Raw genomic sequence first — 23,519 nt, forward strand, 5'->3', positions numbered from 1 at the left:
GGCATGTGGCAGTCCGAGGTGCGAGTTGATCTTGACGCGATCCGGGAGAACGTGACCCGGCTGCGGGCCGGGACCAGCGGCGAGCTGATGGCGGTGGTCAAGGGCGACGGGTACGGCCACGGCATGCTCCCCTCGGCCCGCGCGGCGCTCGACGCGGGGGCCGACTGGCTCGGCGTCTGCACCCTGGACGAGGCGCTGACCCTGCGCCGGGCCGGCGTGACCGCGCCCGTGCTGGCCTGGCTGCTCGCCCCGGGGCTGCCGCTGCACGAGGGCGTCGCGGTCGGGGTGGACCTGGCCGCCGCCAGCCTGACCCAGCTCGACGAGATGATCGAGGCGAGCCGGCGGGCCGGCAGCCCGGCCCGGCTGCACCTGAAGATCGACACCGGTCTGGCGCGCGGCGGGGCCACCGTCGCGGACTGGCCGGCGCTGCTGGAGGCCGCCGCGAAGGCCCAGGCCGAAGGTCTGGTCGAGGTGGTTGGCGTGTGGAGCCACTTCGTGTACGCGGACCTGCCCGGCCACCCCACCACCGACCGCCAGCTCGCCGTCTTCCACGAGGGGCTGGGCATGGTCGAGCGGGCCGGGCTGCGCCCGCGCTACCGGCACCTGGCCAACTCCGCCGCCACCCTGACCCGCCCCGACACCCACTTCGACCTGGTCCGGCCGGGGATCGCGATCTACGGGCTCTCCCCGGTGGCCGGCGAGCGGTTCGGGCTGCGCCCGGCGATGACCGCCCGGGCCCGGGTCATGCTCACCAAGCGGGTCCCGGCCGGCAGCGGCGTGTCGTACGGCCACACCTACCTCACCGAGGCCGACGCCAACCTGGCCGTGGTGCCGCTCGGCTACGCCGACGGGGTGCCCCGGCACGCCTCGAACGCCGGCCCGGTGCAGCTCGCCGGCCGGCGGCGGACCGTCTCCGGCCGGATCTGCATGGACCAGTTCGTGGTCGACTGCGGCGACGACCCGGTGGCCGCCGGCGACGTGGTGACCCTGTTCGGCCCCGGCACCGACGGCGAGCCGACCGCCGACGACTGGGCCGCCGCGGTCGGCACCATCAACTACGAGATCGTCACCCGGTTCGGCGGGGTCCGGGTGCCCCGCGTCTACGACGGCGAGCGGCCGTGACCGGGGCGGCGGCGTGACCAGGTTCCGCATCCCCCGGCCGCGTACCGCCGCCGGCCGGGTCGCCGGCGTGCTCGGGGCCGCGGTCGGCGTGGCCGCCGCCGGGCTCGCGGCGGGCGTGGTGAGTGAACGCGCCCTGGTCCGCCGGCTCAAGACCGACCCCACCGATCCGTACGCCGACGAGGTCTTCGGCGCGCAGCCGTACGACGAGGCGTTCCGGCTGGAACTGGCCGACGGCACCGACATCCACGTCGAGGTGGTCGAGCCGACCCGCCCCGTCGCCGGGCACCCGACGGTGGTGCTGGTGCACGGCTTCTGCCTGGACATGGGCACCTTCCACTTCCAACGCAAGATGCTCACCGAGCGCGGCGAGCACCGCATCGTCGCGTACGACCAGCCGGGCCACGGCCGGTCCGGGCGGCTGGAGACCGGCGAGTACGACCTCGCCGCGCTCGGCCGCACCCTGCGCCGGGTGATCGACCGGACCGCCCCGGAGGGGCCACTGGTCCTGGTCGGCCACTCGATGGGCGGGATGACCATCATGGCGTTCGCCGAGCTGTACCCGGAGCTGTTCGGCGACCGGGTGGTCGGCACGGTGCTGATGGCCACCTCCGGCGGGCTGCTGGCCGAGACGAAGCTGGTGGCCCCGGCCCTGCTCGGGCGGGTCAGCTCGCCGGTGCTCTACGTGATGAACAACGCCACCCGGTACGGCGGCACGGCCATCGACAAGGCCCGCAAGTCGGCCTCGAACATCGCCTGGCTGCTCACCCGCCAGTACGGCTTCGGCACCCCGAAGCCGAGCCCGACCCTGGTGTCGTACGTCGAGGAGATGAACTCGCGCACCTCCGCCGACACGGTCACCCGCTACCTGCGCACCCTGGCCACCCACTCCCGGTTCCCGGCACTGGCCGCGCTGGGCGGCACCCCGGTGCTGGTGGTGGTCGGCGACAAGGACATGATCACGCCCGTGACGCACTCGGAGGAGATCGTCCGGCGGCTGCCGCACGCCGAGTTTCTCAAGATTCACGACAGCGGGCACGTGGTGATGCTGGAGCACGCCGACGAGGTGGACGCCGCCCTGGAACACTTCCTGGCGGCGCTGTGAGCGCCGCCGGGGACGGCCGTGCCGTCGGGCACCCTCGGGGTGGCGCGGTGAGCGTCGTCGTGTCGTCGGTGGTGGCGCGGTGAGCGTCGGCGTCACGTTGTCGACGGTCGAGGACACCCACGCGTTCGGCCGGCGGCTGGCCGGGGTGCTGCGCGCCGGCGACCTGCTGCTGCTCACCGGCCCGCTCGGCGCCGGCAAGACCGCGCTGACCCAGGGCATCGGGGCGGGCCTCGGGGTACGAGGCGACATCACCTCGCCGACCTTCGTGATCGCCCGGGTGCACCGCCCCGACCCGGCGCGCGGTGGCGCGGTGGCGCTGGTGCACGCGGACGCGTACCGGCTCGGGGACGCCGCGGATCCGCGCGCGGAGATCGACGACCTCGACCTGGACGCCTCCGTCGACGACTCGGTCACCGTGGTCGAGTGGGGGGAGGGGCTGGTCGAGCAACTCGTCGACGCCCACCTGCGGGTCCGCATCGACCGGCGCGACGACGACACCCGGATCGTCGAGCTTGACCCGGTCGGCGGCGACTGGCGCGCCCGGCTCGCCACCCTTCGCTGACCCGCCCTCCCGTTCCCACCCTCCCGCTCGGGCCCTCCGCCTGCCCCGCCTCGCCCCCGCCTCGCCCCCGCCTCGCCTCGCCCCGCCCCCGCTTTGCCCTCGCCCCGCCCCGCCCCGCCCCGCCCCCGAGATCGTGCAGTTTCCTGGAAAGAGTGGCCATCCTCCGTCGTGAGGCCACTCTTTCCAGGAAACTGCTCCCGCTGCCCGTCGACGGGCAGCGACGGGAGGCCGTACTCCCGTGCCGGGATGTCGGACGGGGCTGGTAGGAAGGGGGCCGACCGACTGCGAAAGGTTGCCGATGCCCGACGACGCCCCCGCCCTCGACCTGCTCGCGCTGCTGCCCGACGAGTGGCGCGCCGCGCTCTCCCCCCACCTCGACCCGGCCCGCACCGCTGCGCTGGCCGGATTCGTCGCCGGGGAGTACGCCACCCAGACCGTGTTCCCGCCGGTGGAGGACCTGTTCTCCGCCTACCGGCTGTGCGGGCCGCAGGAGTGTCGGGTGCTGATCCTGGGGCAGGACCCGTACCACAAGGCCGGGCAGGCGCACGGGCTGAGCTTCAGCGTCCGTGAGGGGGTGTCGGTCCCACCGTCGCTGCGCAACGTCTTCAAGGAGTTGGGCGAGGACCTGGGCGTGGCGAAGCCGCGCAGCGGCAACCTCGACGGCTGGGCGGCGCAGGGCGTGCTGTTGCTGAACTCGGTGCTGACCGTTCGGCAGGCCACCCCCGGCTCGCACGCCAACAAGGGGTGGGAGGAGTTCACCGACGCTACGATCCGCGCCCTCGACGCCCTCGACCAGCGGGTCGTCTTCCTGCTCTGGGGCGGGTACGCCCGCAAGAAGGCCGCCCTGGTCACCAACCCGCAGCACGTGGTGTTGGAGGCCGGCCACCCCAGCCCGATGAACCCGCGCGGCTTCCTGGGAAGCCGTCCGTTCAGCGCGACCAACAAGGCCCTCGCCGACGCCGGCCTGCCGACCATCGACTGGGAGCGGTCCGCCGGCTGAACCGCACCGCACCGGATCGCTCGTCAGCCTCCGTGTGGAGCCCGGCCGGTCGACCTGCCGTCCCCCACGAGGGCACGTGTGAAGTGACTCGGTGATCACTGTCCGCTGTAGACTTCCCGGGACCCGGTGACCCCGAGCGGAGGCGTCCCATGGCGACGACGGCGACCATCAGCCCCCGGCAGTGGCAGACGGCCAGGGAGGCGCTGGAGCAGGCCACCGCCCGGTTCGTCCGGCTGGTCGAGACGGTCGACCGGCCGGACACCATGGTGACCGCGCACTGGTCCGTGGCGGACACCGTCGTCCACCTGGTCTCGGTCGCCTGGTGGTACGCGACCAAACTCGACCCCGATCACCCGCCGCTGCCGATCCCCGGCCTCGGCGCCCAGCTCCCGACCGTCACCGTGGACACCATCGCCGACGTCAACGACCTGATACTGCGGCACCTGACCGACCGGTCGCCCCGGCCGCTGCTGGATCGGTTCCAGGCAGACGTGGACAAGATCCTCCGAATCACCGCCGACCGCCGACCGGACGAACTGCTCAGCTGGTTCGGCGACGCCCGCGCGCCCCTCGCCGGCCTCTTCGGCCACCTGGTCAACGAGTTGCTCGTGCATGGCTGGGACATCGCCCGAGCGACCGGCCGGCCGTGGAAGATGCCCGGCGCGGAGGCCGTGCTCTTCTTCGAGGTCTTCCTGGTCAACGTGCTCCGTGCCGGCTACGGACACCTGCTCGACAACGACGAGCCGCCCCGGGAACGCCCGATCACCGTCGAGTTCCGGTCCGCGTACTGCGCCGACGTCACCCTCGTCCTGCACCGGGGGGTGGTGACGGTCGCCGCCCCGGGCACCCCGCCGGACGTCCGGGTCCGGTTCGACCCGGCGGCGCTCAACCTGATGCTGTTCGGCCGGGTCAGCCGGGTCCGCACGGTGCTCGCCGGCAAGCTCGCCCTCGGGGGCCCCCGCCCCTGGCTCCTCTTTCCTTTCCTCCGAGTCCTCCGAGCCCCAAGCTGACCCACCCAACCCACACCGGCGGCGGGGGGTCGCTGGGGGAAGTGGCGGGGCGGTTAGGGTGGCGTTCGTGCTCGTACTGGTGCTGGACTCCTCGACCCCCGCGGTGACCGCGGCGTTGGTGGAGGTCACCGCCGAGGGCGTGACGGCACGGGCGCAGCGCCGCACCGTCGACGCCCGCGCGCATGGCGAGCTGCTCGCGCCGCAGGTCGACGCGGTCCTCGCCGAGGTCGGCGCCCGCCCGGCCGACCTGGCCGCGATCGTGGCAGGGCTGGGCCCCGGCCCGTTCACCGGGCTGCGGGTGGGGCTGGTCACCGCCGCCACCATGGCCCAGGTGCTCGGCGTTCCCGCGTACGGCGTCTGCTCGCTCGACGGGATCGGCCACCCGGCGGCGGCCGGCGAGCCGGTCCTGGCGGCCAGCGACGCCCGCCGCCGGGAGGTCTACTGGGCGGTGTACGACGGCGCGGGCCAGCGGATCGCCGGCCCGGACGTGGACACCCCGGTGGTGGCCGCGCGGCGCGCCCGCGACCTCGGTGTCACCGCCGCCGTCGGCGACGGCGCGCACCGGTACGCCGAGGTGTTCGACCTGCCGCTGCGGGCCGAGCCCCGCTACCCGGACCCGGTCGTGCTGGCCGCGCTGGCGGCCGAGCGGATCCGCTCCGGCGCCCCGGGTGATCCGCTCACCCCGCTGTACCTGCGCCGCCCCGACGCCGTGGCGGCCACCGCCCGCAAACCGGTTCTGCCGTGAGCGCGAGGAGTGAGCCGGGTTTGCGAGCCCCGCAGTCGCGAGCCGAGGTGGCGCCGTGAGCGCGAGGAGCGAGCCGGGTTTGCGAGCCCCGCAGTCGCGAGCCGAGGTGGCGCCGTGAGCGCGAGGAGTGGGCCGGGTTTGCGAGCCCCGCAGTCGCGAGCTGAGGTAATGCCGTGAGCCCCGCCGGGGTGCGGCTGGAACCGTTCCGCTGGTGGCACATCGACGACGTGCTGCCGATCGAGGCGGACCTGTTCGGCGCCGAGCAGTGGTCGCCGGCGATGTTCTGGAACGAGCTGGCCAACGGCCACTTCTATCTGGTCGCCACCGACGACGACGGCTCCCTGCTCGGCTACGCCGGGTTGGCCGTGGCGGCGCCGGACGAGGCGTGGGTGCAGAACATCGCCGTCCGCCGGGGAGCCCAGCGGCGCGGCGTGGGCCGGGCCCTGCTGGAGGCGCTGCTCGCCGAGGCGGCCCGTCGCGGCGCGCGCAGCACGCTGTTGGAGGTCGCGGCGGACAACGCCCCCGCCCAGCGGCTCTACGCGACGTACGGCTTCGAGCCGATCGGGGTCCGCCGCGGCTACTACCAACCGAGCAACACCGACGCGCTGATTATGCGGCGCGAGCAGGACTGAGGAGACATGGCTGACGAACCGCTGATCCTCGGCATCGAGACCTCCTGCGACGAGACCGGGGTCGGCATCGTACGCGGGCACACCCTGCTCGCCGACGCGCTGGCCTCCAGCGTCGAGGAGCACGCCCGGTTCGGCGGCGTGGTGCCCGAGGTGGCCAGCCGGGCCCACCTGGAGGCCATCGTGCCGACCATGGACCGGGCGCTCAGGGAGGCCGGGGTGACCATCGGCGACATCGACGCCATCGCGGTGACCTCCGGACCGGGGCTGGCCGGCGCGCTGCTGGTCGGCGTCGCCGCCGCCAAGGGGTACGCGCTGGCGGCCGAGAAGCCCGTGTACGGAGTCAACCACCTCGCCGCGCACGTCGCCGTGGACACCCTCGAACACGGGCCGCTGCCCGAGCCGGCGATCGCCCTGCTGGTCTCCGGCGGGCACTCGTCGCTGCTGCTCGTCGACGACCTGGCCCGGGGGGTGACTCCGCTCGGGGCGACGGTCGACGACGCCGCCGGGGAGGCGTTCGACAAGGTGGCCCGGCTGCTCGGCCTGCCGTTCCCCGGCGGGCCGTACATCGACCGGGAGGCCCGGGCGGGCGACGCCGCCGCCATCGGTTTCCCGCGCGGGCTCACCGCCGCGAAGGACCTCGCCGCGCACCGGTACGACTTCTCGTTCTCCGGGTTGAAGACGGCGGTGGCCCGCTGGGTGGAGGCCCGGCAGCGGGCCGGCGAGCCGGTGCCGGTGGCCGACGTGGCCGCGTCGTTCCAGGAGGCGGTCTGCGACGTGCTCACCACGAAGGCGCTGGCCGCCTGCCGGGCCCACGGGATCGACACGCTGGTGATCGGCGGGGGCGTGGCGGCGAACTCCCGGCTGCGGGTGCTCGCGGAGGACCGGGCGGCCAAGCTGGGCATCCGGGTGCGGGTGCCCCGGCCGCAACTGTGCACCGACAACGGGGCGATGGTGGCCGCGCTCGGCTCCCACCTGGTCGCCGCCGGGGTCGCGCCGAGCCGGCTCGACCTGCCGGCCGACTCGGCCCTGCCGCTGACCACGGTGAGCGTGTGACGGCTCGACGTGACGGCGAGGGGAACGACGACGTGATCGTACGGATGTGGGAGGCGCGGGCGGAGGCCTACGGCTTCGCCGACCTGATCACCTGGGTCTGCGACACCGCCCTGCCCGAGTTCGAGCACGACCCGCTGCACCTGTCCAGCGAGGTGTTCAGCTCGACCGACCACCGGGTGGTGGTGATCTCGAAGTGGCGCAGCAGCCCTCGGCCGCTGCCCGACCCGCCTGCGACGCTGGTCGCCCGCCCGCCGCACTCGTGGGACTTCACCCAGGTCGACCGCTGAACCCGGCCGGCCGGCGGCCGGGTTCAGCGGGTGAGGGCCATCAGCAGGCCGAGCAGGATCAGGGTGGCGACGGCGACGGCGAAGACGACCAGCAGGTCCCGCCGGCCGTGGTCGGCGGCCGGCCCGGCGGGGGCCGGTTCGACCGGCAGGTCCCGGGTGACCGCGGCCAGGTCGTTGAGGGTACGGGCGGACCAGACCACCCCGACCCGCTCGGAGAACTCGTCCAGGCTGAGCCGGCCCGCCGAGGTGTGCCGTTGCAGCTCGGCGACCACCCGGTGCCGGTCGTCGTCGGAGGCGCGCAGCTCGACGTCCACGGTGGACAGGGTACGCAGCCGCGCCGCCCGGGGCGGGCCGCACCGGGCGGAAAGCCGGTCAGCCGGCGTCGAGGGGGTCGGCGAGCAGCCGCTCGAAGGCCAGCTCGGCCGCGCCGACCAGGGCCGCGTCGGCGCCCAGCTTCGGGGTGCGTAGCCGGACGTGTTCCAGGCAGGCCGACAACCCGATCGAGTTGAGCCGGCTGCGCACCTGGGCCGCCGAGGCCAGGTACAGGTCACGCATGGTGCCGCCGAAGATGACCATCTCCGGGTTGAAGATGTTGACCAGGTTGGCCACGCCGAAGCCGAGCCAGTCGCCGGCCTGGCGGACCGCCGTCTGGGCCCGGGCGTCGCCCCGACCTGCGGCGTCGAAGACGGCCAGCAGCGCGTCCCGGCCCCGGGCGTCGTGCCGGCCGGCGGCCCGCAGCAGGGCGTGCTCGCCGATCTCGGTCTCCCAGCAGCCCCGGGAGCCGCACTCGCAGGGGGTTCCCTCCCGGACCACCACCATGTGGCCGACCTCGCCGCCGTACCCGCCGTGCCCGGTGAGCCGCCGGCCGCCGGCGATGATGCCGGCGCCGACGCCGACGTCCCCGTACAGATAGATGATGTTGTCGCAGCCGGCGGCGACGCCCCGGGCGTGCTCCGCGAAGGCCGCCACGTCGGCCACGTTGCCGACCGTGATCGGTACGTCGATGCCCAGCTCGGCGGCCAGCGCCGCGCCGATCGGTTCGTCCACCCAGCCGGTGGGCGGGCTCAGCCGGACCAGGCCGTCGTCGCGGCGGACCATGCCGCAGACCGCCACCCCGACCCCGACGCAGACCGCGTCGGCCGGCACCGCCGGGAGCATCTCCTTGACCGCGCCGGCCAGCAGCGGCGCGGCCTCCCCGGCCAGCAGGTTGCGGGGCCGGTCCAGCTCCCGGCGGTCGAGCACCGCGCCGCCCAGGCCGACCCGCGCGGCCCGCAGCCGGTCCACCTCCACGCTGTACGCGTACGCGTACACCCGTTCCGACTCGGGCCGGACGACCAGCGACGGCCGGCCGGCCCGGCCGGTCTCCCGCGGCGTCCCCTCGCTGACCAGGCCGGCGCCGGTCAGGTCGGCGGTCAGCGCGCCGATGGTGCTGCGGTTGAGCCCGAGCACGGTGGTCAGCTCGGCGCGGGTCGTCGCGCCGTGGACGTGCACGTAGCGCAGCAGGGCACCGAGGTTCTGCCGACGGATCTCGTCCTGGCTGGGTCCTGCGCGCATCGCCACCGGCACTCCGTGTCGCACGTCGTCAGCGGGCGCCGGTGCTGGCGGACCGTCGGCGGGACAGCGCGTCCACCCCGGCGGCCAGCATCAGCACCAGCCCGGTGAAGAGGTACTTGAGGCCGGAGCTCAGGTCGAGCAGGCCCATCCCGTTGATGATCACCGCTACCACCGCCCCACCCAGCACCGCGTTGATCATGCGGCCCTTGCCGCCGAAGAGGCTGGTGCCGCCGATCACGGCCGCTCCGACCGCGTAGAGCAGCACGTTACTGCCCCCGGTGTTCGGGTCCACCGACCTGTCCCGGCTTGCCGCGATGATGCCGCCGACCGCCGCCATCGCGGAGCAGACGACGAACGCGGAGATCCGGATCCGGTCCACGTTGATGCCGGCGCGTCGGGCGGCCTCCCGGTTGCCGCCCACGGCCAGCAGGTGCCGGCCGTACGCGGTGCGGTCGAGCACGAAGGTCCAGAAGACCAGCAGGACGGCGATGAGCGGCACCACGATCGGCATGCCCTTGTTGGAGCTGATCAGCGGGTTGATGCTGCGTTCCTGGTTGAACACGTACACGGCGGGGCCGAGGAGCAGCGCCAACGCCGCGACCCGGCCGGCGACCACGGTGACCGGCTCGGTGACCAGCCCCCGGGCCGTCCGGTCGCGGTGCCGCAGGAGTTGCGTGACGGCGTACCCGGCGACCGCGACCCCCGCCAGCAGCCAGCCGACCGGGGGCGGCACCCACCGGTTCTCGATCGCGATGATCACCTCGTCGTTGATCGCGATGTTGGTGCCCTCCCGCATCAGCAGCAGCACCACGCCCTGGAAGGCCAGGAAGCCGGCCAGGGTCACCACGAAGGACGGGATGCCCACCTTCGCTACCAGGAAGCCGAGCGTCAGGCCGATGAGGACGCCGGTGGCGACGGCGGCGAGCACCGCGACGTACCAGGGGTGGCCCAGGTCGCTGACCACCTTGGCCAGGACGGTGGCGCAGACCCCGCTGGCGACGCCGGCCGAGAGGTCGATCTCGCCGAGCAGCAGGACGAAGACCAGGCCCATCGCGATCACGGTGACCGCGGCCCCCTGGGTGAACAGGTTGGCGAAGTTGGCGGCGGAGAAGAAGACCGGCCGGACGACCGCGAACGCCAGGCAGAGCACGGCGAGGGCGGTCACGGCCGGCAGCAGGCGCAGGTCGCCGTTGCGCAGCCGGGCGAGGTAGTCCCGGACGTGGCTGCCGACGGAGGGCTCCGGGGCGACGTCCGTGGACCCTTCCCGCTTGACGACGGTGGCGGTCATCGGACGGCTCCCCAGGTGGTGGCGTCGGGTCCCGTGCCGTGGACGCCCGGTTCGGCGCGGCCGAGGGCGCCGGAGCGGCCGGAGGTGATCAGCTCGACCACCTGGGCGTGGGTGATGTCGGTGGTCCGCACCTGGGCGACCAGTTGGCCGAGGTAGAGCGCGGCGATCCGGTCGGAGATGGCGAAGACGTCGTTCATGTTGTGCGAGATGAGCACCACGGCCAGGCCGTTGTCGGCCAGCCGGCGGACCAGTTCCAGCACCTGGGCGGTCTGCGCGACGCCCAGCGCGGCGGTCGGCTCGTCGAGGATGACCAGCCGGCTGTTCCAGAGCACCGCCTTGGCGATGGCGACGGTCTGCCGCTGCCCGCCGGAGAGGCTGGCGACGTGCTGGCGCAGGAACCGCACCGTCCGGATGCCCAGGCTGACCAGGGTCTCGGCGGCCATCTGCTCCATGGCCGACTCGTCCAGGACCAGGCCGTTGCTCCGCTCCCGCCCGAGGAACATGTTCTGCACGATGTCCAGGTTGTCGCAGAGGGCGAGGTCCTGGTAGACGACGTCGATGCCCAGGGTGGCGGCGTCCCGGGGGCTGTTGACGCTCACCGGGCGGCCCTCGAAGAGGAACTCGCCGGAGTCGGTGGGGTGGATGCCGCTGATGCACTTGACCAGGGTCGACTTGCCGGCGCCGTTGTCACCGACCAGCGCGGTCACCTCGCCCTCGTGGACGGACAGGGCGACGTCGCGCAGGACCTGGACGGGGCCGAAGCTCTTGTCGATCCCGCGCAGTTCCAGCAGGGGGGTTGCGGACACAGGGTCTCCTCCGTACGACGGTCGGCGGGCGGGTCAGCTGATCCCGGCGGCGGCGCACCGCTCGGCGTACGGGCCGGCGCAGAGCTTGTCCCGGGCGACGTAGCCGTCGGCCACGACGTCCTTGACGTTCTCCTGGTAGATCGCCTTCGGCTCCAGCAGCACGGCCGGCACCTCCCGGCCGCTCTCCGGGTCCCGGACCGTCTGGCCGGTGTCCCGGCGGACGCCGTTGGCCAGCGAGACGGCCAGCGCGGCGGCGGCGTCCGCCTGCTTCCGGATCGCCTTGTACACGGTCATGCACTGGTCGCCGGCGAGGATGTTGCGCAGGCCCTGCACGTCGGCGTCCTGCCCGGTCACCGGCACCTTGCCGTTGAGCTTGTTCTTCTTCAACACCGAGACGGCGGCGTTGCCGAGGCCGTCGTTGGCGGCGAGCACCCCGTCGATCCGGCCCTCGGTCCGGGTGAGCATCTGCTCGAAGAGCACCCCCGCCTGCGCGTTGTCCCAGTCCGGCACGGGCTGGTCCGGGCCCCTGACGTACGTCCCGGAGGCGAACTTCGGGCCGAGCACCGAGTCGTACCCGGCCTTCAGCTCGGTGGCGTTGTTGTCGGTCGGTGAGCCGTTGAGGAACGCCACCACCGGGTGCTCGACGCCCTGGTCGGCCAGGCACCGGCTCAGGCCCTCGCCCTGAAGTCTGCCGACGGCCTCGTTGTCGAAGCTGACGTAGTACTCGGCCGAGCCGCCCAGGGTGAGCCGGTCGTAGTCGATGGTGGCGACGCCCTGCGACCTCGCCCGGTCCAGCACGGCCCTGCCGGTGCCGGAGTCCAGGTTGACGATCATCAGCGCGGTGACGCCGGCGGTGAGCATGCCGTCGGCGATGGTGGAGAAGCTGGACTTGTCGCCCTGCGCGTTCTGGATGATGTAGTCGACCCCGGCGGCCCGGAACGCTTCCTCCAGGTACCTGCGGTCCGCGCCCTCCCACCGGGCGCTGGTCCTGCTGTCGGGCAGGATCACCCCGATCTTCGGCTTTCTGTCGCTGCCGCCGACCGCCGCGTTGCCGGGGCCGCAGGCGGCCGTGCCGCCGGTGGCCAGCACGCCCACGACGGCGAGGGTGAGGAGGCCCTTGCGCATGTGCGGTCCTTTCGGGGGTGGAGGGCGGGACGGCTTTTGTTGTGTCCGGCAACGTATTTCGTGCCGCAGGTCCGACACAAGGTCGTCGCGGTCTGAAGTCTTGTCGGCCGCAGTAACAATTCGGCAACGCCCACGACACCCCGCCGCCACCCGCCGGGGGCGGGCATCCCGGCCCTGTGCTGCCCGGACGCGCCCCGGACCGCCGATTCGGGCCGGGTGCGCGGGTGGCGGGTGGGCGGTGGGGTCAGTGGGCCGCGATCGGGGCCGTGGCGGCGTCGGTGAGGGCGATCAGGTCGGCCGGGGCAAGCTCAACCTGGAGGCCGCGCCGGCCGGCCGAGACGTAGACGGTGTCGTGGGCCAGGGCGGAGACATCCAGCACCGTGGGCAGGCGCTTGCGCTGGCCGATCGGGCTGATCCCGCCGCGTACGTAGCCGGTGGCCCGCTCGGCGACCGCCCGGTCCGCCATCGTCGCCCGCTTGCCGCCGAGCGAGGCGGCCAGCGCCTTGAGGTCCAGCTCGCCGGTCACCGGCACCACCGCCACGGCGAGCGCGCCGTCGACCTCGGTGACCAGCGACTTGAACACCCGCTCCGGGGGTACGCCCAGGGCCGCCGCGACGAGCGCGCCGTAGTCCGGCGCGTCCGGCGAGACGTCGTACGGGTGGGTGCTGTGCCGGATCTTCCGCCTGTTCAGCAGCGCCGTCGCCGGAGTGCCCTGTCCCGCCATGCCCGACAAGCTAACCCGGCGTCGCCCGGCGGGCCACCGGAAACGGCCGACGGCGCGGCGGGAGGGCCGGCGGGGTCAGCCCACCGGCCGGCACAGCAGCACGGTGGGTGCGCCGGCGACCCGGGTCAGCACCAGGCTCGCCGCCTCCGGGCCGGCCAGTCGCAGGTCCCGCCGCAGCCTCTCCGGCTCCAGCGCCGAGCCGCGCTTGAGGATCTCGACCCGGCCCACCCGGCGCTCGCGCAGCAGGGCGCGCAGCCGCTTCAGCGAGAACGGCAGCACGTCGGTGACCTCCAGGCAGCGGGCGAACGGCGTCGCGCCCGGTGTGTCGGCGTACAGGTAGGCGATGCTCGGGTCGGCGAGCGTGGCGTCGATGGCGTCGGCCAGCTCCGCGACCAGGTGGGCGCGGACCACCGCCGGGTCGGGGTCGTGGACGTACCGGCGGACCGGGCCGACCGTGGCCTCGACCGCGCCGGAGCCGGTGAGCTGGTGACGCGCCACCCCGGCGGGCGGCTTCTCCGTCAGCAGGGTGGCGCGGCGGGGGACCTCGGCGAGCCGGCCGCACCACAGGGCGGCCTCGACCAGGTCGCCGGCCACGCTCACCCACTCCGCCTCGGCTCCGGCCGGGATCAGCGCGTGGTCGAGGCCGGGGGCCACCTTGACCACGGTGTGCGGCACCCGCTCGGCCAGGCCGGTGACGAAGTCCCACGGCGGCGAGTAGGCGTTCGGGTCGAAGATCCGCCGCCCGGTGCCGGCCCTGCGCCGCGCCGGGTCGCAGAAGACCGCGTCGACCCGGGACACGTCGAACGCCGTGGCGTCGCCGCACTCCACGGTGAACGCGTCGGCCAGCCCGGCGGCCTCGGCGTTCGCGGCGGCCATCGCGGCGGTCACCGGGTCGGCCTCCACCCCGTACACCCGGATGCCGGCGCGGGCGGCGGCGAGCGCGTCGGCCCCGAGGCCGCAGCCCAGGTCGGCGAGGGTGCGCACCCCGGCCGCGCGCAGCCGCTCGGCCCGCCGGTCGGCGACCACCCGGCGGGTGGCCTGCTCCAGGCCGGCGCGGGTGAGGAACATGCCGGCGGCCTCCGGCCCGAACTTGCCGACCGCCCGACGGCGCAGCTCCGCCTGGGTGAGCGCCGCCGCCGCGAGCCCGGCCGGGATGCCGGCCGAACGGAGCGCGCCCGCCGAGGTCAGCGGGTCGCCGCCGGCCCTCTCGGTCGCCGCGTCGAGCGCGGCCGACCCCTCGGGGGTACGCAGGGCGGCGAACTGGTCGAGATCCACCCGCCCATTGTCCCGGCTCCGGCCGGGCCGCTCGGCTGCGGTCCGTCAAAGGTCCGTCAAGGGCCGTCAAGGGCCGTCAAGGGTCCGGACGGCGGTGTCAGCGGGCGGGGGCGGCGGCGACGAAGGCCCGCCAACTCGCCGGGGCGAAGGTGAGATCCGGCGCGGCGTGGATTCGGATCAGCTCCAGCATGGTGCTGAAGAGGGTCGCCGGTGTCGAGCGCCGCGTCGAACCGGGCCAGATAGTCGGGCCTGACCGGGGTCTGCCCGGTCTCGACCCCGCTCACCATCGACGACGAGTAGCTGATCAGCCTGCCCAGCTCCTCCTGGTTGAGCCCACGAGCCTGGCGGGCCCGGCGTAGTTGGGCCCGCAGGAACGTCAGCGTCGGTATCCGGGACACTCGTTCTCCCCTTTCAACGGCCTCCGATGGAGGCCACCGACGGTAGGGAGCCGGCTACGGTGTGGCGAGGCGCTGTCGGCGTGTCGCGGCTACGACTGGCGGAACTGTGGCGACACGACGGGTGGCGCGCTGGCACTCTCCTTGACGGAGTGCTAGCCACGGCCTAACCTGCGATTAGCACTCTCCCATGGAGGGTGCCAGCTCCCGGGCCCGTGCCCGGGTGCTGAACGCCAGGCGGACCGGCACCCGCGACGACGGCCCCGCCCGGTGGCATGTGGCAGATTGACGCTGGTCGGCCCCGTCGACCAGCAACGAAACCAATACCCCAGGAGGGTATGCCCGTGACTACCGCGACCAAGGTTGCGATCAAGCCGCTCGAGGACCGGATCCTGGTCCAGGCGAACGAGGCTGAGACCACCACGGCGTCGGGCATCGTGATCCCCGACACCGCCAAGGAGAAGCCGCAGGAGGGCACTGTCCTCGCTGTCGGCCCGGGCCGGATCGACGACAAGGGCAACCGGATCCCGGTTGACGTCGCCGTCGGCGACACCGTCATCTACTCGAAGTACGGCGGCACCGAGATCAAGTACGCCGGCGAGGAGTACCTGGTGCTCTCCGCCCGCGACGTTCTCGCGGTCATCGAGAAGTAGGCAACCGATCAGTGTCACTGCCCCGGTCCGGTTCGCCGGGCCGGGGCAGTGACGCTTCGAAGGGACATTAATGGCGAAGATCCTTAGCTTTTCGGATGACGCCCGGCACCTGCTGGAACACGGTGTCAACGCCCTCGCGGACGTGGTCAAGGTCACTCTCGGCCCGCGCGGGCGCAACGTCGTCCTGGACAAGAAGTTCGGTGTGCCCACGATCACCAACGATGGCGTGACCATCGCCAAGGAGATCGAGCTCACCAACCCGTACGAGAACCTCGGCGCGCAGTTGGTCAAGGAGGTGGCGACCAAGACCAATGACGTCGCCGGCGACGGGACCACCACCGCGACCGTGCTGGCCCAGGCGATGGTCCGCGAGGGCCTGCGCAACGTGACCGCCGGCACCAACCCGGCCGGCCTCAAGCGCGGCATCGACCTGGCCGCCAACAGGGTCTCCGAGGCCCTGCTCGAACGGGCCGTCGAGGTCGCCAGCAAGGAGTCGATCGCGCACGTGGCGACGATCTCCGCGCAGGACGCCACGATCGGCGAGCTGATCGCCGAGGCGATGGAGCGGGTCGGCCGCGACGGTGTCATCACCGTCGAGGAGGGTTCCGCCCTCGCCACCGAGCTGGACGTGACCGAGGGTCTCCAGTTCGACAAGGGCTTCATCTCGCCGAACTTCGTCACCGACGTGGAGGGGCAGGAGGCGGTCCTGGAGGACCCCTACATCCTGATCACCACGCAGAAGATCTCGGCGATCGAGGAACTGCTGCCGCTGCTGGAGAAGGTCCTCCAGAACAGCAAGCCGCTGCTGATCATCGCCGAGGACGTCGAGGGCCAGGCCCTGTCCACCCTGGTGGTCAACTCGATCCGCAAGACCCTCAAGGTCTGCGCGGTGAAGGCCCCCGGCTTCGGCGACCGGCGCAAGGCGATGCTCCAGGACATGGCAATCCTCACCGGCGCCGAGCTGGTCGCCCCGGAGCTGGGCTACAAGCTGGACCAGGTCGGCCTGGAGGTGCTCGGCACCGCCCGGCGCGTCGTGGTCGACAAGGAGAACACCACCGTCGTCGACGGCGGCGGGCAGTCCAGTGAGGTCGCCGACCGGGTCGCCCAGATCCGCAAGGAGATCGAGGCCTCGGACTCCGAGTGGGACCGGGAGAAGCTGGCGGAGCGGCTGGCGAAGCTCTCCGGCGGCATCGCGGTCATCAAGGTGGGCGCGGCGACCGAGGTCGAGATGAAGGAGCGCAAGCACCGCATCGAGGACGCCATCGCCGCGACCAAGGCCGCCGTCGAGGAGGGCACGGTGCCCGGTGGTGGTGCCGCCCTGGCGCAGATCCGGTCGGTTCTCGACGACGACCTCGGCCTGACCGGCGAGGAGAAGATCGGCGTCTCGATCGTGCGCAAGGCGCTGGTCGAGCCGCTGCGTTGGATCGCGCAGAACGCCGGCCACGACGGCTACGTCGTGGTGCAGAAGGTCGCCGACCAGGAGTGGGGCAACGGCCTCAACGCCGCCACCGGCGAGTACGTCGACATGGCGAAGGCCGGCATCATCGACCCGGTGAAGGTGACCCGCAGCGCGGTCTCCAACGCCGCTTCGATCGCCGGCCTGCTGCTCACCACCGAGAGCCTGGTGGTGGAGAAGCCGGAGAAGGCCGAGCCGGCCGCCGGGGGCCACGGCCACTCGCACGGCCACGGCCACCAGCACGGCCCGGGCTTCTGACCGACGCCGTACGACACCGCGCAGGGCACGCCTTCACCTCGACGGCGTGCCCTGCCGCCCTTCCCGCCCCCTGACGGTGGCGGGCGCGCGCCGGGAGCCCATCACCCGATGGTGGGCGTGTCGAAGGGCGGCGGCGGGCCGAGGTAAGCGACCTCCGGCGCCAGCAGCACCGCCCACGCGGGCCGGAACGCCGGTGCCCGGCGGTCCAGTTCCGGCTGGAGGTGGCTGCGCCAGGGCCCGTGCCCGTGGTCGGCCAGCCAACCGGGCCACGAGTCGTAGCGCCGTTCGAGGGTGAAGCCGCCGGCGGTCGTCTCCAGCCGTAGGAAGATCCACTGCCCGTGCGCCGGGTCGGCCTCGGCCGCCCGGAGCCGGCGGACCAGGTCACCAGCCTGGCGGAAGGCCGCCCAGCCGTCCTCGCCCGGGCGGCCGGCCGGGGGAGCCTCGCCCGGGTGCTGGCTGAGCGCGGCGTCGGTGACCTGCATGAGCAGCGAGCAGCGGCCGTCGCCGGCCGGGGCCCGGCCGCGTGCCCAGTCGACGAGCTCGGTCAGCTCGGGGGTGGGTGCCGGGGCCGGGCGGGGTGCCTCCGTGGCCCGCCGCATCGCAGTCCAGACCAGCCGGTCGTGCTGGTCGTCGCTGAGCACCCGGACCCGCCGGGGCGGGGCCCCTGCCGCCGCCGCCACCGCCGGTGGTCTCTCGCCCGGGGTCAGCCCGGCCCGGGCCGCCATCGCCAGGCCGGCGGGCACGTCGACCGGGCCGGGCCGGAGCCGGCCGAGCAGCCCGTCCAGCGCGCCCGCGTCGAGGGCGCGGCCGGCAGCGGCGGCGAGCAGCCGGCCGGCGGCCTCCGCCACCTCGGCCCGCTCCGTCGCCTCGTCCGCAGGCTGGTATCCGCCCCACTCGAAGACCACCTCGCCCAGCTCCCGCCGGGCCCGGTCGTCGTCGAGCACCGCCCCGGCGGTGGCCCGCAGCCCGTCGGGCAGCAGCGGCTCCGGGTACGGCACCCGGGACCAGCCGCCGTCGTACCAGTAGGCGTAGCCGAGCTGGTCGGCCTCGGCATGCCGGATCAGCTCCGGCCAGGGCAACCAGGCGGGGGCCCCGGCGAGCAGGTCGAGCGGCGGGCTGACGTCGACGGTGTCGCTGTACTCGTGGTCGTAGCCGAAGAGCACCGCCCGACCGCCCTCGACACGCACCAGCCGCGCCCAGTTGCCCCCGTGGTCGTCGTGGTGGGCACCCTCCGCGTCGTGCCAGTAGACGTCGTCGTGGCCGAGGGTGGCGAGCGCCGAGGCGAGCGCGCCCCACCGCGCCCAGAGCGTGTCCGGATCCGCGATGTCGATCAGCATCCGAGGATCCTGGCAGAACGGTGGGACATCCGCCTGGCCGGGACGTGACACGACGCCGCGCCCCGGGCGGCCGGGGCGCGGCGTCGGCGTGCGGTGGGCGCGGTCGTCAGGCGACGCTGCGCTGGGCGGACATCGCGGACTTGTGCGGGCGGCCGAGGCGGGACTCCAGGCGGGCCACGTCGACGCGGCTGTGCCGGCGGTCGGCCAGGTCCTCCCAGCCGACCGCGAGCAGCCGCAGCCGCTCCGCCTCGCTGAAGCCGCCCCAGACGCCGTACGGCTCACGGACGGACAGCGCGTGCGCGGCGCACTCGGCGCGTACGGGGCAGGCCCGGCAGACCGCCTTGGCACCGGACTCGCGGCGCAGGCGGGAGGAGCCGCGCTCCCCGTCCGGGTGGAAGAACTGGGCGCTGTCGCGGCCCCGGCAGGCACCGAGCCGCTGCCAGTCCCAGAGGTCGACGATGGGTCCGGGCAGTCTGCGTACGTTCGACATCAGCACCCCTCCTCCCGCGGCACCGCGGAGACTCTCAGTTGACCGGATGTCCGGGCGGCGGCCGCGCTGGCGCACCGATTTCCGGCTCGGGATCCCGGTACCCCGGCTCGCGCGGGCTCACACTCCTGTGATCGAAAACCTCGGACATTGCGCGGCTTATGCCCCATCTGTCGGAAAAGTTCGAAGGATTGCTGGGAACACCCACCCGACCACACCCCGCCGTGGTCTGCTTCGGGTCGGAGAGGAGACCACAGTGCGTACTGTTCTCGTGTGCGTTCGGACACCGCTCGCCGCGCAGCAACTGAACTCCGCGGCGGCCCGGCTCGGACTGTCCGCCGCCGTCCGTACCGCCGTCTCCGATCCCGAGGTGATGTTGCGGCTGGCGGAGGGCCCGCCCGACGTGGTGCTCGCCGACACGGCGCTCACCCGGCCGGACAGCGCCGGCTTCGTGCGTCGGGTGCTGGCCCGCGCCCCGCAGGCCGCGGTGCTGCTGCTCGGGGCCGAGGAATCCGACGCGGCCGCGGCCAGCATCGGCGCCGGGGCCCGGGGGCTGATCCAGGGCACCGACCACGACCTGACCAGCGCGGTGGCCAAGGCCCTGCTGCTGCTCTCCGCGCCGGGCCGGGCGACCCGGCACCGGGTGGCCGACCCGGCCCGGGACGCCGCAGCCGTCGGCGGCCAGAAGCGCCCCGCGCCGGCCGGCCGTGCCCCGAACAACCCCGGCCCGGCCTGGCCGGCGACCCAGGAGGGGCCGGGCGGCGTGCCGTCGGTGGTGCCCGTGCAGCGGGGCGACGACGAGCCGGAGCCGACCGGCGGCGAGACCGAGGAGCCGGCAAACCCCCGGCGGGCCGCCCCGGCCCGGGGGGGCCGGGGGGCGGTCGGCCTGACCGAGCGGGAGCTCCAGGTGCTGCTCGGGATGGCCGAGGGCAAGAGCAACGCCGAGATCGGCCGGGAGTTGTTCGTCTCGGAGGACACCGTCAAGACGCACGCCCGCCGGCTGTTTCGCAAGCTCGGCGCACGCGACCGCGCGCACGCGGTGGCCGCCGGCTTCCGCGCCGGCCTGGTCGCCTGAGCGCGCCGTCGGGCCCGCTGCCCGGCCGGGTCGGATCTCGCAGATCACGCCCGGTGCGACGCCGCGCTGCCCGGACGGTCGCCGCGCGCCTCCACCCGTACGTCAGCGACGCGCAGGACCTGCGGGACAGCTCAGTTGCCCGGCTCGGTGTCGTCCTCGGTGCCCTCGGTCAGGGTGTCGTGCACACCGTCGGCATAGCCGCGCGCGTAGTCCCAGGTGACGTAGTGGTCCGGGTCCGGGTCGTAGGCCGGCTCGTGCACCCGGGGCCGGCCGGAGCTGAGCAGGTGACGCAGGTTGCCCCGGAGCAGGTCCCAGTCGAAGTAGTGCGGCTCCCGGCAGTCCTCGCACTCGATCACCAGCCCGCGCACCCCGACGGGGGCCAGCAGGGCCTGGTAGATCTCCAGGTCGGCGAGGTCCTCGAGCACGTCCTGCCGCTCGACCTCGGTCAGCGGGTCGAGTGCGGCGTCGCCGTCCGGGTCGTGCAGCTCCGCCGCCGGATCGGCCGGGTCGCCGTTGAACGGGTCGATGGGCTCGTCGTGCACCCCCTCACCGTAGACCCCGCGACCACGTGCCGCCCGCCCCCGTCCGCCCGGTCACCCGGCGTCGGGGCTGACGGGGGCCGCCGTCACGCAGCGTCGACGATCGGGCCGGCTCCGGAGGGGTCGGCCCGGGCCGATGGGTACGATGACACCGACGCGCCGTAACCCGGCGTGCGCCGGATGCCCGCGCGCGCCGCCCCGCTGAAGCCCGCCCGACCAGCTCAGGAGAGCCTTTCGTGGACAATTCGCCCAGCACCGTTCCGCCGGCCGGCGCCGATCACGGCGAGCTGGGCGGCCACCTGCCGGAACTGCCCGCCGGGTCGGCCCGCGTGGTCCCGCTCGGCCTCACCTTCGACGACGTGCTGCTCCAGCCCGGCGAGTCGGACGTGGTGCCCAGCCGGGTCAACACCCGCACCCGGCTGACCCGCAACGTCGAGCTGGCCATCCCGCTGCTGTCCAGCGCGATGGACACGGTCACCGAGGCGCGGATGGCGATCGCGATGGCCCGCCAGGGCGGCATCGGCGTGCTGCACCGCAACCTCTCCCTGGAGGACCAGGCGCTCCAGGTCGACCTGGTCAAGCGCTCCGAGTCCGGCATGATCACCAACCCCGTGACGGCCAGCCCGCAGGACACCCTGCGCGACGTCGACGCGCTCTGCGGCCGGTACCGGATCTCCGGGGTGCCCGTGGTCGACGCCGACGGCCAGCTCGTCGGCATCGTCACCAACCGGGACATGCGCTTCGTCTCCGAGCCGGCCACCCCGGTCCACGAGATCATGACCCGGACACCGCTGGTCACCGCGCCCGTCGGGGTACGCAAGGACGAAGCGCTGGCGCTGCTGCGTCAGCACAAGGTCGAGAAGCTGCCGATCGTCGACGACTCGGGCCGGCTGCGCGGGCTGATCACCGTCAAGGACTTCACCAAGAGCGAGCAGTATCCGAACGCCACCAAGGACGACGCCGGCCGGCTCCGGGTGGCCGCCGCCGTCGGGGTGGGCGAGGACTCGTACAAGCGGGCCCGGACCCTGGTCGACGCGGGCGTGGACGTGATCATCGTGGACACCGCGCACGGTCACCAGCGGGCGGTGCTGGACATGGTGCGCCAGCTCAAGAAGGACGTCAGGATCGACATCGTCGGCGGCAACGTGGCCACGTACGCCGGGGCGAAGGCCCTGGTCGACGCCGGCGCCGACGGCGTGAAGGTCGGGGTGGGCCCGGGCGCGATCTGCACCACCCGGATCGTCGCCGGGGTGGGCGTCCCGCAGATCACCGCGATCATGGAGGCGGCCCGGGCCGCCCGCCCGGCCGGCGTCCCGGTGATCGGCGACGGCGGCATCCAGTACTCCGGCGACATCGCCAAGGCGCTGGTGGCCGGTGCCGACACGGTGATGCTCGGCAGCCTGCTGGCCGGCTGCGAGGAGAGCCCCGGCGAGTTGATCTTCATCAACGGCAAGCAGTACAAGGCGTACCGGGGGATGGGCTCGCTCGGCGCGATGCAGTCCCGGGGCCAGGCCAAGTCCTACAGCAAGGACCGCTACTTCCAGCAGGACGTGCTCGCCGAGGACAAACTGGTCCCGGAGGGCGTGGAGGGTCAGGTGCCCTACCGGGGCCTGCTGTCCGCCGTCGCCCATCAGCTCACCGGCGGGCTGCGCGCCGCCATGGGGTACGTCGGCGCGGAGAGCATCCCCGAGCTGCACCGGCGCGGCCAGCTCATCCGGATCACCGCGGCCGGGCTCAAGGAGAGCCACCCGCACGACATCCAGATGACCGTCGAGGCGCCGAACTACCACTCCCGCTGACCCCATCCCCTCAAGACACCTGGAGCCCCCATGCGTGATGTGGTCGAGATCGGCCAGGGGAAGACCGCGCAGCGCGGTTACCACCTGGACGACATCGCCATCGTGCCGAGCCGCCGCACCCGGGATGTCGACGACGTCTCCACGGCCTGGCAGCTCGACGCGTACCCGTTCGGCATCCCGTGCGTGGGGCATCCCTCCGACGCGACGATGAGCCCGCAGTCGGCCGTGCGGCTCGGCCAGCTCGGCGGGCTCGGCGTGCTCAACGTCGAGGGCCTGTGGACCCGGTACGAGAACCCGACCAAGATCCTTGAGGAGCTGGCCGCGCTGGGCGAGGACGCCCGCGCCACCAAGCGGCTCCAGGAGGTGTACGCCGAGCCGATCCGCCCGGACCTGATCGCCGAGCGGGTCCGCGAGCTGCGGGCCGGCGGCGGCACCGTGGCGGTCCGGGTCTCCCCCCAGCACACCCTGGCGCTGGCCCCGGTGATCCTCGACGCGGGCGTGGACATCCTGGTGATCCAGGGGACCATCGTGTCGGCCGAGCACGTCTCCACCACCGACGAGCCGCTGAACCTCAAGGAGTTCATCGCCGACCTCGACCTCCCGGTCATCGTCGGCGGTTGCACCGACTACAAGACCGCGCTGCACCTCATGCGCACCGGCGCGGCGGGCGTGATCGTCGGCATCGGCGGCGACGACTGGTCGACCACCGAGTCGGTGCTCGGCATCCGGGTGCCGATGGCCACCGCGATCGCCGACGCCGCCGCAGCCCGTCGCGACTACCTGGACGAGACCGGCGGCCGGTACGTGCACCTGATCGCCGACGGCGACATCCAGACCTCCGGCGACATCGCCAAGGCGCTGGGCTGCGGCGCGGACGCGGTGATGCTCGGCGAGCCACTGACGCTGTGCGACGAGGCCCCGGCCGGCGGCGCGTGGTGGCACTCGGCGGCGAGCCACCCGTCCCTGCCGCGCGGGGCGTTCGAGGTGGCCGGCGAGCCGCTCGGCGAGATGGAGCGACTGCTGTTCGGCCCGGCCGACGAACCGGACGGCCAGCTCAACCTGTTCGGCGGCCTACGCCGCGCGATGGCCAAGTGCGGCTACCGCGACCTCAAGGAATTCCAAAAGGTAGGCCTCGTCCTCGACCGCTGACCCACCCGCACCCCCGCATCCGCACCCGCTCGCACTTCCACGGAAAGAGTGGTCATTCCGCCCGGGATGGCCACTCTTTCCGTAAA

Annotated in this window: 24 protein-coding genes and 1 pseudogene; 14 read left to right on the forward strand and 11 right to left on the reverse strand. The window is 73.6% G+C overall.

Features of this window, described 5'->3' with window-relative positions; all coding sequences use genetic code 11:
• Positions 1-3: 3 nt before the first annotated feature.
• The 9 genes from alr to ACFYZF_RS02735 all read left to right on the forward strand — a co-directional run bounded on the left by alr (position 4) and on the right by ACFYZF_RS02735 (position 7,513).
• Complete coding sequence (gene alr / locus ACFYZF_RS02695; protein WP_387015112.1) at positions 4-1,122, forward strand: alanine racemase; 1,119 nt, start codon at positions 4-6, stop codon at positions 1,120-1,122.
• A gap of 13 nt (positions 1,123-1,135) precedes the next feature.
• Positions 1,136-2,224, forward strand: coding sequence for an alpha/beta fold hydrolase (locus tag ACFYZF_RS02700; RefSeq protein ID WP_387015115.1), 1,089 nt, complete (start codon positions 1,136-1,138; stop codon positions 2,222-2,224).
• Positions 2,225-2,303: 79 nt separating this feature from the next.
• The gene (gene tsaE / locus ACFYZF_RS02705) at positions 2,304-2,786 is read left to right on the forward strand and encodes a tRNA (adenosine(37)-N6)-threonylcarbamoyltransferase complex ATPase subunit type 1 TsaE (protein ID WP_387015118.1); all 483 of its coding nucleotides are present in this window, start codon (positions 2,304-2,306) and stop codon (positions 2,784-2,786) included.
• Positions 2,787-3,084: 298 nt separating this feature from the next.
• Complete coding sequence (gene ung / locus ACFYZF_RS02710) at positions 3,085-3,786, forward strand: uracil-DNA glycosylase (RefSeq protein ID WP_387015120.1); 702 nt, start codon at positions 3,085-3,087, stop codon at positions 3,784-3,786.
• A 149-nt stretch (positions 3,787-3,935) separates the two neighbouring features.
• Positions 3,936-4,796, forward strand: a complete 861-nt coding sequence (locus ACFYZF_RS02715; protein ID WP_387015122.1) for a maleylpyruvate isomerase family mycothiol-dependent enzyme — start codon at positions 3,936-3,938, stop codon at positions 4,794-4,796.
• A 67-nt stretch (positions 4,797-4,863) separates the two neighbouring features.
• Positions 4,864-5,541: a tRNA (adenosine(37)-N6)-threonylcarbamoyltransferase complex dimerization subunit type 1 TsaB gene (gene tsaB / locus ACFYZF_RS02720; RefSeq protein ID WP_387015125.1), complete on the forward strand. Its 678-nt coding sequence runs from the start codon at positions 4,864-4,866 to the stop codon at positions 5,539-5,541.
• Between the two features lie 188 nt (positions 5,542-5,729).
• On the forward strand, positions 5,730-6,173 hold the full coding sequence (rimI, locus tag ACFYZF_RS02725) for a ribosomal protein S18-alanine N-acetyltransferase (RefSeq protein WP_387016028.1): 444 nt from the start codon (positions 5,730-5,732) through the stop codon (positions 6,171-6,173).
• A gap of 6 nt (positions 6,174-6,179) precedes the next feature.
• Positions 6,180-7,226: a tRNA (adenosine(37)-N6)-threonylcarbamoyltransferase complex transferase subunit TsaD gene (gene tsaD / locus ACFYZF_RS02730; RefSeq protein WP_387015128.1), complete on the forward strand. Its 1,047-nt coding sequence runs from the start codon at positions 6,180-6,182 to the stop codon at positions 7,224-7,226.
• 32 nt (positions 7,227-7,258) lie between these two features.
• Complete coding sequence (locus ACFYZF_RS02735) at positions 7,259-7,513, forward strand: hypothetical protein (RefSeq protein ID WP_117665155.1); 255 nt, start codon at positions 7,259-7,261, stop codon at positions 7,511-7,513.
• 23 nt (positions 7,514-7,536) lie between these two features.
• Here the strand turns inward: ACFYZF_RS02735 and ACFYZF_RS02740 are convergent, their stop codons facing one another.
• The 8 genes and pseudogenes from ACFYZF_RS02740 to ACFYZF_RS02775 all read right to left on the reverse strand — a co-directional run.
• Complete coding sequence (locus tag ACFYZF_RS02740) at positions 7,537-7,827, reverse strand: DUF1707 domain-containing protein (RefSeq protein ID WP_387015129.1); 291 nt, start codon at positions 7,825-7,827, stop codon at positions 7,537-7,539.
• Positions 7,828-7,885: 58 nt separating this feature from the next.
• Positions 7,886-9,067 carry an ROK family protein gene (locus tag ACFYZF_RS02745; RefSeq protein WP_350881856.1) on the reverse strand — a complete coding sequence of 394 codons (1,182 nt, stop codon included), beginning with the start codon at positions 9,065-9,067 and terminating at the stop codon, positions 7,886-7,888.
• Between the two features lie 28 nt (positions 9,068-9,095).
• Positions 9,096-10,355, reverse strand: a complete 1,260-nt coding sequence (locus tag ACFYZF_RS02750; RefSeq protein ID WP_387015133.1) for a sugar ABC transporter permease — start codon at positions 10,353-10,355, stop codon at positions 9,096-9,098.
• Entirely contained in the window at positions 10,352-11,161 is an 810-nt protein-coding gene (locus ACFYZF_RS02755) for an ATP-binding cassette domain-containing protein (RefSeq protein WP_387015136.1), read from the reverse strand. Before ACFYZF_RS02755 ends, ACFYZF_RS02750 begins: the two co-directional genes overlap by 4 nt.
• A 33-nt stretch (positions 11,162-11,194) precedes the next feature.
• The gene (locus tag ACFYZF_RS02760; RefSeq protein ID WP_387015139.1) at positions 11,195-12,286 is read right to left on the reverse strand and encodes a sugar ABC transporter substrate-binding protein; all 1,092 of its coding nucleotides are present in this window, start codon (positions 12,284-12,286) and stop codon (positions 11,195-11,197) included.
• Between the two features lie 244 nt (positions 12,287-12,530).
• Positions 12,531-13,010 carry a Cys-tRNA(Pro) deacylase gene (gene ybaK, locus ACFYZF_RS02765; RefSeq protein ID WP_387015142.1) on the reverse strand — a complete coding sequence of 160 codons (480 nt, stop codon included), beginning with the start codon at positions 13,008-13,010 and terminating at the stop codon, positions 12,531-12,533.
• Positions 13,011-13,085: 75 nt separating this feature from the next.
• Positions 13,086-14,285, reverse strand: coding sequence for a methyltransferase domain-containing protein (locus ACFYZF_RS02770; RefSeq protein WP_387015143.1), 1,200 nt, complete (start codon positions 14,283-14,285; stop codon positions 13,086-13,088).
• 209 nt (positions 14,286-14,494) lie between these two features.
• Positions 14,495-14,683: pseudogene (locus tag ACFYZF_RS02775) on the reverse strand (multiprotein-bridging factor 1 family protein); the annotation flags it as partial.
• A gap of 335 nt (positions 14,684-15,018) precedes the next feature.
• Between ACFYZF_RS02775 and groES the strand changes: the two are divergent.
• Positions 15,019-15,333 (forward strand): co-chaperone GroES, encoded by a 315-nt coding sequence (groES, locus tag ACFYZF_RS02780; protein WP_350881844.1) that lies wholly within the window; start codon positions 15,019-15,021, stop codon positions 15,331-15,333.
• A gap of 70 nt (positions 15,334-15,403) precedes the next feature.
• Positions 15,404-17,047, forward strand: coding sequence for a chaperonin GroEL (gene groL, locus ACFYZF_RS02785; RefSeq protein WP_387015146.1), 1,644 nt, complete (start codon positions 15,404-15,406; stop codon positions 17,045-17,047).
• A 101-nt stretch (positions 17,048-17,148) separates the two neighbouring features.
• Here the strand turns inward: groL and ACFYZF_RS02790 are convergent, their stop codons facing one another.
• A complete protein-coding gene (locus ACFYZF_RS02790; RefSeq protein WP_387015149.1) occupies positions 17,149-18,384 on the reverse strand; it encodes a hypothetical protein in 1,236 nt (411 codons plus the stop codon).
• A 106-nt stretch (positions 18,385-18,490) separates the two neighbouring features.
• Entirely contained in the window at positions 18,491-18,874 is a 384-nt protein-coding gene (locus ACFYZF_RS02795) for a WhiB family transcriptional regulator (protein WP_350881838.1), read from the reverse strand.
• 253 nt (positions 18,875-19,127) lie between these two features.
• Here ACFYZF_RS02795 and ACFYZF_RS02800 point away from each other — a divergent pair, with 253 nt between their 5' ends.
• Positions 19,128-19,946 (forward strand): LuxR C-terminal-related transcriptional regulator, encoded by an 819-nt coding sequence (locus ACFYZF_RS02800; RefSeq protein WP_387015150.1) that lies wholly within the window; start codon positions 19,128-19,130, stop codon positions 19,944-19,946.
• 131 nt (positions 19,947-20,077) lie between these two features.
• Here ACFYZF_RS02800 and ACFYZF_RS02805 read toward each other — a convergent pair whose 3' ends face one another.
• Complete coding sequence (locus ACFYZF_RS02805; RefSeq protein WP_387015152.1) at positions 20,078-20,488, reverse strand: DUF5319 domain-containing protein; 411 nt, start codon at positions 20,486-20,488, stop codon at positions 20,078-20,080.
• Positions 20,489-20,721: 233 nt separating this feature from the next.
• On the opposite strand from ACFYZF_RS02805, the gene guaB reads away from it, so the two are divergent.
• Together guaB and ACFYZF_RS02815 are read left to right on the forward strand one after the other, a co-directional pair.
• The gene (gene guaB, locus ACFYZF_RS02810; RefSeq protein ID WP_387015155.1) at positions 20,722-22,284 is read left to right on the forward strand and encodes an IMP dehydrogenase; all 1,563 of its coding nucleotides are present in this window, start codon (positions 20,722-20,724) and stop codon (positions 22,282-22,284) included.
• Positions 22,285-22,314: 30 nt separating this feature from the next.
• Positions 22,315-23,433 carry a GuaB3 family IMP dehydrogenase-related protein gene (locus ACFYZF_RS02815; protein ID WP_387015158.1) on the forward strand — a complete coding sequence of 373 codons (1,119 nt, stop codon included), beginning with the start codon at positions 22,315-22,317 and terminating at the stop codon, positions 23,431-23,433.
• Positions 23,434-23,519 lie beyond the last annotated feature (86 nt).

The organism is Micromonospora sp. NPDC001898 (assembly GCF_042891255.1).
Taxonomy (GTDB): domain Bacteria; phylum Actinomycetota; class Actinomycetes; order Mycobacteriales; family Micromonosporaceae; genus Micromonospora.